The organism is Rhizobium sp. NFR07 (assembly GCF_900111905.1).
Classification (GTDB): domain Bacteria; phylum Pseudomonadota; class Alphaproteobacteria; order Rhizobiales; family Rhizobiaceae; genus Neorhizobium.
In genome coordinates, this window is record NZ_FOKM01000011.1 from 154,985 (window position 1) to 166,549 (window position 11,565).

The following is an 11,565-nucleotide window of genomic DNA, read 5'->3' on the forward strand; positions in this document are numbered from 1 at the left end:
ACCCCATTGCAAATCGTCGCTACCGCCGCTTGGTCGATTCCAAAAACGGTTGCTAACCGGTTTGCTACGGAGGGAAGCAGCTTAACGCGGTATGCATCGGTGTTCGGTCGTGTTGAAGTCAATTCGACCTTTTACCGTCGGCACAGGACGTCAACTTTCGCGCGGTGGGCGGAATCGGTGCCGGACAGCTTTCGCTTCTCGTTAAAATTTCCCAAAGAGATTACCCACACCCGTTTGATGAAGGACATAGCTCAGCCTTTGGAGACCTTTCTTTCGGATATATCAGCGCTTGGAAATAAACGAGGGCCACTGGTCTGCCAGCTGCCGCCATCATTGGTGTTTGATTTAAAAGTGTTCGATACCGCGTTCCATGTGATCCGGAGCATGGATGACGGACCAATAGCCATCGAGCCAAGGCACAAGAGCTGGAGATGTAACGAGGCCCTGGACCTGATGGAGAGCTATTCGATAGACCGGGCTTACGCCGATCCTGTGCTGGTGTGGCAGCCTGAAGATTTCGCTGATGCGCCACGATACATGCGTTTGCACGGCAAGCCTAGGATCTACTATTCGAGCTACACCGAACGGGACATCAAGTCATTCCTGAGCCTTTTGGCGCCGGGCGGCTGGTGCGTTTTCGATAACACCGCCTCTGGAGCAGCGACCGAAAACGCTCTTACGATGCTGGGTCCACATCGAAAGCCATAGCGGACAGCTTTCGAGTGTCCAAGTTAGCTTTAAGGGAAGAGGCGGCCAAATCGGCGAACGTGAGTTGCCGGGAGTATCGGGATAAATGAGACGCGAAGGAACCGTACACTGCTGAGCGAGTTACGGCGAGATGAACCAGACCATCACCGATATCGAAACGATCGCCGCGGAAGCCAAGCTCGCATCTGGCTTGGTCTACGTCCCCGGACTAGAGACCGGCATCACACGGAAGATGGGCGCCAAAGGGTTTCTGTATTATCGGCCGGATGGGCGGCGGATTACGGAAGCGGCCGAGATCTCGCGGCTGAACGCCTTGGCGATACCACCTGCTTACACCGATGTTGTCATCTCAACGAACCCCTTCTCTCATCTCCAGGCAATAGGCAGGGACGCACGGGGGCGGCGCCAGTATCGTTATCATTCCGACTGGCATGCCGAGCGTGGAAAAGCCAAGTTCGAGCGGCTTGTCAGCTTCGCCGATCGCCTGCCAGATCTACGTGAGCGGGTCGAAATCGATCTGCGCTCCCGAGGCTTGACGATGGATAAGGCTTTGGCAACCGTCGTTTGGATGCTCGACAATCTGTACATCCGCGTTGGCAACGCCGCTTATGCTGAAGAAAACAAATCCTATGGACTGACGACCCTTCGCAGTCGCCATGTCAAGGTCGAAGGGGGGAGCCTTAAGTTTCGCTTCAAAGGGAAGTCCGGCAAAGAATGGAACCTTGCTCACAGTGACCGTCGAATTGCCAACGTCGTCCGCAAGCTTCAGGAACTGCCCGGCCAACACTTGTTTCAGTATGTTTGCGACGAGGGCGGATGTAGAGCTATCTCTTCGCATGACGTAAATTCTTACATCCGTGAAATCACCGGCGAGGATTTTAGTTCTAAGCAGTTTCGAACATGGGGTGCGACCTGCATGGCAGTCGAAGCCCTTGCGTCACTCGAAGTCGCAACCACAAAACGCGAACTTACGCGCCAGCTCAATGAGGCGATCGATGCAGTGGCTGCCAAACTCGTAAACACACGCTCCGTCTGTCGATCCTCTTACATCCATCCGGCGGTATTTGAGGATTTTCAAGCGGGGATGCTTCGCGACGTGCTAAAGCTGAAGACGAAAAGCGCGCGCCTTCAACAGTGGCTGGACGACGAGGAAATCCGTGTTCTACGCTGGCTAAAAACGCGCGCTCCCGCTTAGAGCCCTTACCAGTACCCGCAGCGCGCAATTACGAAGGGAGCGTTTGTGGGACTTGATTGACGTTCAGGCACCGGTTGAACCATTGAGCTATAAAGCTCTGGTTTGGAACCTTGCTTTCCACCTTACAATGTTTCAGGGACTTCATCGATGGCGGTGAATCCGTACGGCTAGTCGAAGAAGATATCCTGGGTAAAATTCTCAGGAAGCCTTGATGGGACGGGATGGTTCAATCGACATAGAGCTGCACAAAAATTCTACAATCCACCGAACTCTCATTGTGTATGTCAGTTCGCTCTTCTGAAGGGAGCGTGATTATGCAGGACATCAACAACTGGTTGCGAAATCAAATCGCGGACGTTTTGGCGCAAGGCGCGCGCGGCGATACTAAGGCTGACTTTGAGCAGCAAGCTCGGCTTATCTGGCAGGCAGGGATAGGGGCCGATTACAGCAATGAGCAGCTGAAGGCCGCATGCGGCGGTGATGTCGAAGCCTACCTGCTGCACGAGACCAATTCCTCGTTTGCTAACAAGCTCAACAAGGATATGGAACGCGATAAATACAGCGGATGAAGGCTTGGTGCGTCGCCTTGCCTCTGTTCATTTCATTTGCAGTCCCCAGCGCACCGCTTGATATGAGCTCAACAGGGTTGGACTTGCGGCATGAACGCCGCACGGCGTTGCAACATGACACATTGCCTTCCGAAACCGCCTTGCGGGTAGCAGCGCTGCTTCTTACGCGTGCACACCGTTGCTCTCGTTCTGGCGGTGAATGCCAAGATTTAGATGGAGTAGCCGAAAAATCAATCAGCTCGACCAGTGTCAGGGGAGGCGCCAGGACGCTTCAGATTACTCTGGAGGCTGTTGAGCAACGTGGACAGCGCTTTATAAGCCTGTTTAGTCCCTGTTTGCTGAATTTTCCGCTTATCGGCAATATGAGCTTGAACCGCACCGTACAAGATATCGCGGATCGCCCATAGACGCTCTTCCACTGCTTTACTGCATGAAAGTTCCTCGCTCATGGCCATTCCTTTCTGACGTTTGGTCGATACTCTTGAGGCTATGAAGGCAATCCTTCCGTTTCACCTGGTGATCGGTCAGCATTTGCTGCGCCAACGTCTTTATCTTGGGATCGATCGCGGTGGCTGCAACTAGCCCATCAATGTCGCCGCAGGGTCGGATCGCGGCGCTCGCCCCCTCCGTCCTGACTTTTGTCGGAGGACCATTGCCGACTGCGTAGAGTAAACATCAGGTAGCTTTCTCTCCAAGGCCACCGATCTCGTCACAGCCGTTTCCGCCGTGGGTGCTTTTTGCGTCGGGGTACTCAATGTTGCGTTGAAGCTTGCTTTCTCAAGTCCGTTGTCCGGCTGATCTCGTCTCGAATGAGCTTGAGCGACTGCCGACCGATCCCAGGGACCATTAAAAGCTGCTCGTCAGAAAGAGCGGCGATCACGCTCATTCTCTTGATGCCACTTTGTCTCAGGACGCGGACAACCCACTGCGGCAGACTACTCTTTAGCACCAGATCGGTTGGTCGCGTCGCCGCCTTCTTCTCCAGTTGGAATGGTCGCTTCGGCATAAAAGCCTCTTTGTCATTCGCCGAACGAAAAACTACATAATGGGCTGACAGTTCCGCAGCGCCAGACAGCCTACATATTTTTCTTTGCGCCGGCTTTCATGGCTTGTTGAGCGTTGTGATAGATCCGATCGATCACTTCGGCGACACAAACAAGGTGCTCGGCTTCGGGATCATATTTTCCGTTCTCGACAAGCTGCCGCGCCCAGGCTGTTGCCGCACGTCCACCCCATTCGTCCGGTTGATCTGCAAGCGGCTCCGCAACGGTCCCGACGAAGCGTTGGGCAGTAAACTCGTAAAACGACCCTTCAACGTTACGCATAGCCGCTCCGCCAGCCGTGCCGTAAAAACTCGCGTCGATGATGCAGTCTTGCCCGGCGTTCAAACGCCAGGAGCAGGCCAGTCGAACGACAGCTCCGGTTGCCAAAACGAGTGTCGCAACGGCGTAATCCTCAACCTCTTCCGGTGCGTGGGACAACGGCCGTCCCTGTGCAAACAGGTTGCTCGTGACGCTGATCACCTCGGGGAAATCGAGTGCCCAAAGAGCAAGATCGATCAGGTGTACACCGAGATCGATAACACATCCGCCCCCGGAGAGCTTCTTGTCATAGAACCAAGGCTTGTCCGGTCCGTAGGCATTGTGGAACGTTAGGTCGATAGCGCTGACCTGACCCAGATTCTGCTCGTGTAGCAATGCCTTGATCCGTCGCATCGCTTCGGTATGCCGGTAAGAGAGGTCCACCCCAATGAGGAGGTCTGCCTTTCTTGCGGCCTCGACCACAGCGTTAACCTCCCAAGCTGCGCGGCCCAATGGCTTTTGACAAAAAACCGCTACTCCGGCATCGAGCGCTCGAATGGTCTGCTCTGCATGCTGAGCGCTCGGCGTAGCAATGACGAGGCCATCAAGGTCGTATGCCAGGAGCTCGTCCAGATCTGACACCAGCTTGGCATGCGGCGCAGCCCTTGCTGCTACATTCAGCATTTCAGGGGAGGGGTCGGCAATAGCGACGGCTTCCACGAGCCCAGTTGCAAGCATGGCCTCCATGCGATGGCGGCCGATCCAGCCAACTCCCAAGAAACCAACGCGTGCCGGCCGGGAGAGTGCCTCCACGTTCTTCTGCATTACGTTACTATTCATGGGTTCACCACCAGTGCCTTGATGAAGTTGCCGGGACGGTCGCGCGTATCGTTCAGGGCTTGGTCGAGCTGAACCAGAGGATAGCGGTGCGTGTAGAGGGATGAGGGGTCAAGACGCCCTTCAACCACGGCGTCGATCGCATCGCGGATACCCTGAATGTAGATGGCGGGATCGCGCTCATGAGCATTGACCACGTCAAGGCCGCGCCAATTCCAAAGCTGCATGTTGACCTGCCGAGGTCCGTCCTGATGATATCCAGCAATGGTAAGGCGGCCGCGCTCCCTGGTCAGTTCGCCAGCCAGGTCGAGCGGCCATTGGTGACCGACCGCCTCGATGACCCGGTCGCAGAAGCGACCATCCGTGAGCGCTTTGACTTCTTCAATAATGCGCCAATGATCGTCCATCACGATCGTTTCGGCCGCACCCATCCGTTTAGCTGCTTTGAGCGAGGCTTCACGTCGGGAGATAGCGATGACGTGGGCCCCAGCCTTGGTGCAGAGCTGGGTCAACAATGCGCCGAGAAACCCAATGCCGATAATGGCCACCGTCTCCCCGGCGCGAATGTCTGAGCGCTTGAAGATGTTCATCGCGCAGCCAAGTGGTTCCCCAGGAAACGGCTTGTCGTCCATTGACGCCGGAAGCGGCACGACCATGTCCGCAGGAGCATAATCATGGCTCGCATATGCGTGGTAGCTCAAGACAGCAACCCGGTCGCCTATTTTCAAACCGTCGACCCCGCTGCCTAACGCATCCACCCGTCCCCAACCCTCGTGTCCAAGGCCGCCGGGCTCCGTTGGGAATTGCATCCATTCCGGCCCTGCCCAAGGGGTCAAATTCGAGGCGCAGACGCCGCATCCCTCAAGACGCACCCGAACCTGGCCGGAAGCCGGTTCTTCAAGAGAGAGGTTTTGAACTCGGATTTCGCCTGCTTTCGGAATGACAACGGCGGAAAGCTTCCCGGACGCTAGATGATTAGACACATCCATTCGTTATCTCCTGATTGCTCGGTCGTATAACTTGTTCAAAATGGTGACGCTGCGATCTGCAGCAAGGTGGGGCCGGCGCCGCCATGGGCGCGGGCTTTCCGTTTTTCTGCTCTACCTACGGCACGGCCTAGACTATGGTAGACGAGCCCGTGGCGGGTCGCATCGTCCGGCTTGAAGAGGTTTCGAAAGTCAAAGAGGTGAGCGCCGCTCATCAGCTCCGCCAACCTGGACAAGTCCATCCGGCGATAGTCATCCCATTCCGTCAAGACGACGACTACATCGGTTCCGCTCATGGCTTCATAAAGGTCGTCGTGCCATTCAACATCAGTGCCCAGCAGTCTGCGGGCCCGCGCCTGAGCCTTGGGATCATGTGCGCGTACCTGGACACCTGCACGCTGGAGGATCGGGATGATCGATAGAGCAGCGGCTTCGCGAATGTCGTCAGTTTCCGCCTTGAATGCCACCCCTAGAATGGTGACCGATTTCGCTTCGCCAGTCGTGCCCAGCACCGCCAAGATCCGATCCGCCAGGTCGGCTTTCCGCTTCTCGTTACAATCGATCAGCGTTTCGATCAGTGACTGAGGTGCGTCGAACCGCTTGCCGGTGGCGGCGAAGGCGCGCGTGTCCTTAGGAAAGCAGGAGCCACCGAAGCCAGGGCCTGGATGCAGGAACGCCTCACCAATTCGCCGATCAAGGCCAATGCCTTGTGCGACGGCAGTCACATCACCCCCCGCGTTTTCACACATGTTCGCGACGTCGTTGATGAACCCAATCTTTAGCGCCAGAAAGGCATTGGCTGCATACTTGATCAGTTCCGCATCTATCGTACTGGTCGCGACGAAGGGAATGCCGCGCTCGGTGAGCGGGCGGTATAGTTCCTTCATGCAATTCGCAGTACCTTCGTCGTCCGCGCCAACGACAATCCTATCCGCGTTCCTGAAGTCGCTGATAGCTGAACCTTCGCGTAGGAACTCGGGATTTGAGGCAACAGGAATACGGTGGCCGTCTCGTTCAGATGAGATTATGTCTTCAACGGTCTTTGCTGTGCCCGCCACCACCGTAGACTTGATAACGACGATGGCGTTATCGCACAGAAACGGCGCGATCCCACGTGCAGCGGAAACCACAAAAGAAAGGTCTATATCGCCATCTGCTGTCGATGGGGTGCCTACAGCAAGGAAAACAAAATCGGCATCCGCAACCGATGTGCCGATGTCTGCGGAAAAGCGTAGTCGCGATGCGTTCCGGCTCTCGACCATCAGCTCCGCAAGACCGGGCTCATAGATCGGCATGATGCCTTTTTCGAGGTCAGCGATGCGTCCCTCATCAATGTCGACACAGCAAACATTGTAGCCAAGTGACGCGAAGCAGGCGCCCGTCGTGAGACCCACATAACCCGCGCCGATCATTGTTACATTCATTTTCTTCCACTCCGCCGTGCTGAACACATCGGGGCGCCGAACTCTAGAACCTTCCGAGAGTTCCGGACGACATTGAAGAAGATGACGTTGAAGATGAGATTGCATGCTTCAACGCGCCCAAGCCTATTGCGGCAACCGCATCAGTCGACGCTCGAAACCTTCATCGGTTTCCGGGAGACGATGTCATTGATGAAGTCACTGATGTCAAAGATGTCAAAGATGAAGGAACTTTCCCCGGCCCCCTAGGTTCGAGCACCAACTTTTAGCTGAGCTTGGCACCTGAGGAGACCCCATGGCAAAGATTCTACTCACTGGCGGATGCGGCTTTATTGGTCGACATGTCACGGAAGAACTTCTCGAACAGGGGTATGAGGTCCGTATCCTGGACGCCTTAATCGAGCAGGTGCATGGCGACGCGGAGGCAGCGGTCGCACAGGCGGCCGAAGTGATCCGTGGGGATGTGAGAGATAAGGTTGTCGTAGAGCAAGCTCTCGCTGGCGTGGATGGTGTAATACACCTTGCTGCTGAAGTCGGTGTTGGTCAGTCGATGTATGAGATCGCCCGCTATGTCGGCGGCAATGATCTGGGCACCGCGGTCCTCCTCGAAGCCATGATTGGCAAAAAGATCAAGCGCATCGTTGTCGCATCGTCCATGAGCGTCTATGGCGAAGGCCGCTACCAGACACGTGAGGGGCGCCCGCTCGATTTGGTGCGGCGGAAGGCTGAGCAGATTAAAGCGGGCCGGTGGGCTGCGACGGGTCCCGAGGGCGAAGAACTCGTTCCGGTTCCGACCGACGAGGAAAAGCCGGTCGATCTCGCCTCCATCTATGCCCTGACGAAATACGCGCAGGAAAAGCAGGTGTTGATCTTCGGTGAGGCGTACGGAGTTGAGGCCGTCGCACTTCGCCTCTTCAACGTCTTCGGCGCCGGCCAGGCGCTGTCTAATCCATACACGGGCGTCCTAGCTAACTTCGCGTCACGACTTTCCAATGGTCAGCCGCCGATGATTTTCGAAGACGGCCGGCAGCGCCGTGACTTCGTCCACGTGCGCGATGTCGCCCGCGGCTTCCGTCTCGCAATGGAAAAGCCGGCAGCAAGTGGCCACGTGATCAATATCGGCAGTGGCCAAGCCTATACGATTGCCGAGGTAGCGGCCTTTTTGGCGGAGGCCATGGGGGTCCCAGAGATTTCTCCCGACATCATGAACAAGGCGCGCTCGGGCGATATCCGCAACTGCTTTGCGGATATTTCGAAAGCGCGTGAGTTGTTGGGCTTTGAGCCCCAGCATCGACTTGAGAATTCGCTCGGGCCGTTTGCAGAATGGGTCCGCAGCACCGGCGCGATCGACCGCGGCGCGGAGATGAAGCGGCAACTGGAAGAGCGGGGGCTCGTATCATGAGGGAGCCTCAGTCCACCGCTCCCCGCGAGCCACGTAAGTATGGTTTTGTCGAATGGTTCCGGCCGGGCGAATATGAACGGACGGAGCGCCTGCTGCCGCAGATCATCGCCAGCGGTGCAAGCTATCTGCGCACGCATCTCTCATGGGCCGAGTATCTTGCTCCAGGCGGCGAGGAATGGTTTGACTGGCTGATGCCGCAGCTCGGCAGCCAGATCGACCTGCTGCCCTGCCTTCATTACACCCCACCGTCACTGTCCCGAACAGGTCGGGTCAACGGGCCGCCGCAGGACCTGAAGTCCTATGCAGACTTTCTCGATCATGTGCTCACCCGCTACGGCAAGCATTTTACCCATGTGGAGCTGTGGAACGAACCGAACAATCTGCTCGACTGGGATTGGCGCGAAGACACGGATTTCCTGCTGTTTTCCGAGATGGTCGGAGGCGCAGCCTATTGGGCGAAGCAGCGAGGCTTCAAGCCGGTACTCGGTGGACCTTGCCCGTTCGATCCATATTGGTTGAACATGATGGGTGAGCGCGGTGTCCTCAACGTCGTCGACGCCGTCGGCTTTCATGGCTTCCCAGGCACCTGGGACAGCGAAGAGGGCACGTGGGGCGGCTGGGACATGCATTTGGGGGAAATGCGCCGGATCATCGACCGCTTCAATCCCGCGTCCGAAATCTGGATCACCGAAACAGGTTACTCCACCTGGCGTAGCGACGACATGGAACAGGCGCGCCGCTTCATGAAGGCTCTGACCGTTCCGGCAGACCGCATGTACTGGTATTCCTGGCAGGATGTGGCCCCTGACGTTCCGGTCCAGGAAGGACTGTGGTTCGATCCGCGGCACTACCACCTGGGTGCGGTTACGTACGACAACCAGCCGAAGTTGCTGGCCCGGCTGCTGTTGGAAGGCGGCGTGTCTCGGGTTGAAAATGTTGCCAAGCTTGCTGCGCCGAACCTTTCCACCGGCGCTGCACCGATCTTGATCACCGGCGGTAGCGGCTTTATCGGCTCCAATCTGGCCGACAGCTTCCTGAACGACGGCGAAGACGTGGTCATCCTCGACAACCTCGGGCGCTCAGGCGTAGACCAGAACCTCGAATGGCTGACACAACGCCACGGCGGCCGGGTTCATCCCGTGCTGGCCGACGTTCGCGACCTGCGCAGTATAGAAGCGGCGTTCAGCGACGCAAAAGCCGTCTTCCACTTGGCAGCGCAGACGGCGGTGACAACCAGCCTCGTGCATCCGATCGACGATTTCGACGCAAACGCGCGCGGCACGATCAATGTGCTCGAATCGGTTCGAAAGGCGGGCAAGCGCGCGCCTGTTATCTTTGCTAGCACCAACAAGGTTTACGGCGCGTTGGAAGACGTGCAGATGCTTGAGCTGGACGACCGGTATATCCCGGCCGATGAGGCGATCCGTGCGCACGGGATCAGCGAAGCTCGTCCGATCAACTTCTGCACCCCCTATGGCTGCTCCAAGGGGGTCGCAGACCAATACGTTCTGGATTACGCAAAGTCCTATGACCTCCCAACAGCCGTACTGAGGATGAGCTGCATCTATGGGCCACGCCAATTCGGCACGGAAGACCAGGGCTGGGTGGCACATTTCCTCATTCGGGCGCTGGCCGGTGAAGAGATCTCGATTTATGGCGATGGCAAGCAGGTGCGCGATATCCTGCATGTAGGCGATGCGGTTTCGGCCTATCGCACGGTGCTCTCTGCCATTGATCAGGTCAAGGGAAAGGCCTTCAACCTCGGCGGCGGTCCGCGTAATTCAGTGAGCATCCTCAGTGTGCTGCGCGAGATCGAGAAGCTTACAGGCCGGCCCCTGAACACACAGTTCGGCGACTGGCGTGCTGGCGACCAATATTTCTTCGTGGCAGATACTAGATCACTGGAGAGGCAGCTCGGCTGGGAGGCCAAGGTCCATTGGCGCAAAGGCCTCCAGCACCTCGCAGAGTGGCTGGCCGATACCCGTTTCGGCGGACGCTCGGTGCTTCGGTCGGAAATGCGGAAGGTTTCTGCATGACGATGCCGAAGCGGTCGACCCCTATCCGCATTCTCATGACTATCGACGCAGTGGGCGGCGTCTGGCGGTATGCGATGGACTTGGCTGCGAGCCTGCGGCCAAGGGGCTATGAGTTCTTGTTTGTTGGGCTCGGACCACAACCGTCGGATTACCAAAAGAGGGAAGCTTCAGAGTTCGGGCGTTTGCGCTGGCTCGATGCGCCGCTGGATTGGATGGTGAAGAGCGAAGACGAGCTCTCGCGTGTCGGGCCGGAAATCGCTGACCTGGCGCGTGCGGAAGCGGTCGATCTGCTGCATCTCAACCTTCCTTCGCAGGCGGCTTCAATTGATACGGAGCTACCGGTGATCGCCATGTCGCATTCCTGTGTGGTTACCTGGTTTGCTGGCGTGCGTCGTGAAGCGGTACCGTTGGAGTGGCGTTGGCACCAAACGCTTAACCGCTGCGGGCTTATCCGCGCTGACCTCGCGCTTGTGCCGAGCCGCAGCCATGCCCGGATGCTGGAGAGCGCCTACGGCGCAATCGATAAGCTGCACGTGGTCTATAATGCCAGTCGGTCGAAAGAGACGTCCGAGGCCAAGAAGATGCTCGTCAGTGCAGCTGCCCGCTGGTGGGACGACGGCAAGAACGGACGCGTTCTCGACGAAGCTGCAGCGTCCACTGCCTGGCCGATCATGATGGCAGGACAGAACACCGGACCGGACGGCCAAGTGCTGCCGATCCGTCTTGCGCAACACCTCGGCCAGTTGTCGCATACGGATGTCATGGCGCTGATGCGTCGCTCGGCCATCTTCGTGTCGCCCTCCGTCTACGAACCGTTCGGGCTCGCCGCCCTTGAAGCAGCCCGTGCCCATAATGCACTGGTGCTGTCGGACATCGCTACCTACCGCGAACTTTGGGACGGTGCAGCCCTGTTCGCAGACCCCAGCGACGCCACGGCTCTGGCTGCAGCAATCAATCGCCTCTGCAGGGATGACGATCTACGGAATCAAATGGCGACCAAGGCTGCGGAGCGCTCCAGACGCTTTGACCTGTCGTCCCAAGCCGAAGCCATGGCGGGCCAGTATGCGCGCCTGCTCCACGACAACCCCACGCTTTTCGCTGCGGAGTGAC

At 57.6% G+C, this 11,565-nt stretch carries 11 protein-coding genes; 6 read left to right on the forward strand and 5 right to left on the reverse strand.

What is annotated here, in order from left to right; genetic code table 11:
• The first annotated feature begins 6 nt into the window (after positions 1-6).
• The 3 genes from BM216_RS22130 (at position 7) to BM216_RS22140 (ending at position 2,472) form a co-directional block, all read left to right on the forward strand.
• On the forward strand, positions 7-708 hold the full coding sequence (locus BM216_RS22130; protein WP_093001387.1) for a DUF72 domain-containing protein: 702 nt from the start codon (positions 7-9) through the stop codon (positions 706-708).
• 130 nt (positions 709-838) lie between these two features.
• On the forward strand, positions 839-1,903 hold the full coding sequence (locus tag BM216_RS22135) for a DNA topoisomerase IB (protein WP_093001388.1): 1,065 nt from the start codon (positions 839-841) through the stop codon (positions 1,901-1,903).
• A gap of 314 nt (positions 1,904-2,217) precedes the next feature.
• Entirely contained in the window at positions 2,218-2,472 is a 255-nt protein-coding gene (locus BM216_RS22140; RefSeq protein WP_093001389.1) for a hypothetical protein, read from the forward strand.
• Between the two features lie 230 nt (positions 2,473-2,702).
• Here the strand turns inward: BM216_RS22140 and BM216_RS33600 are convergent, their stop codons facing one another.
• From BM216_RS33600 to BM216_RS22160, 5 genes are all read right to left on the reverse strand, one after another.
• Positions 2,703-2,921 carry a hypothetical protein gene (locus BM216_RS33600; RefSeq protein WP_143102822.1) on the reverse strand — a complete coding sequence of 73 codons (219 nt, stop codon included), beginning with the start codon at positions 2,919-2,921 and terminating at the stop codon, positions 2,703-2,705.
• Between the two features lie 302 nt (positions 2,922-3,223).
• Positions 3,224-3,478, reverse strand: a complete 255-nt coding sequence (locus BM216_RS22145; protein ID WP_093001390.1) for a hypothetical protein — start codon at positions 3,476-3,478, stop codon at positions 3,224-3,226.
• 70 nt (positions 3,479-3,548) lie between these two features.
• Entirely contained in the window at positions 3,549-4,598 is a 1,050-nt protein-coding gene (locus BM216_RS22150; protein ID WP_244530265.1) for a Gfo/Idh/MocA family protein, read from the reverse strand.
• 11 nt (positions 4,599-4,609) lie between these two features.
• Positions 4,610-5,599, reverse strand: coding sequence for an MDR/zinc-dependent alcohol dehydrogenase-like family protein (locus BM216_RS22155; RefSeq protein WP_093001392.1), 990 nt, complete (start codon positions 5,597-5,599; stop codon positions 4,610-4,612).
• Between the two features lie 35 nt (positions 5,600-5,634).
• On the reverse strand, positions 5,635-7,020 hold the full coding sequence (locus BM216_RS22160) for a UDP-glucose dehydrogenase family protein (protein WP_093001393.1): 1,386 nt from the start codon (positions 7,018-7,020) through the stop codon (positions 5,635-5,637).
• A gap of 292 nt (positions 7,021-7,312) precedes the next feature.
• Here BM216_RS22160 and BM216_RS22165 point away from each other — a divergent pair, with 292 nt between their 5' ends.
• Genes BM216_RS22165 through BM216_RS22175 form a run of 3 tightly spaced genes read left to right on the forward strand, consistent with a single transcriptional unit; the run spans position 7,313 to position 11,564 of the window.
• Positions 7,313-8,419: an NAD-dependent epimerase/dehydratase family protein gene (locus tag BM216_RS22165; RefSeq protein ID WP_093001394.1), complete on the forward strand. Its 1,107-nt coding sequence runs from the start codon at positions 7,313-7,315 to the stop codon at positions 8,417-8,419.
• Positions 8,416-10,455, forward strand: coding sequence for an NAD-dependent epimerase/dehydratase family protein (locus BM216_RS22170; protein WP_093001395.1), 2,040 nt, complete (start codon positions 8,416-8,418; stop codon positions 10,453-10,455). Before BM216_RS22165 ends, BM216_RS22170 begins: the two co-directional genes overlap by 4 nt.
• Complete coding sequence (locus tag BM216_RS22175) at positions 10,452-11,564, forward strand: glycosyltransferase family 4 protein (RefSeq protein WP_348272009.1); 1,113 nt, start codon at positions 10,452-10,454, stop codon at positions 11,562-11,564. The genes BM216_RS22170 and BM216_RS22175 overlap by 4 nt, the downstream gene beginning before the upstream one ends.
• Position 11,565 lies beyond the last annotated feature (1 nt).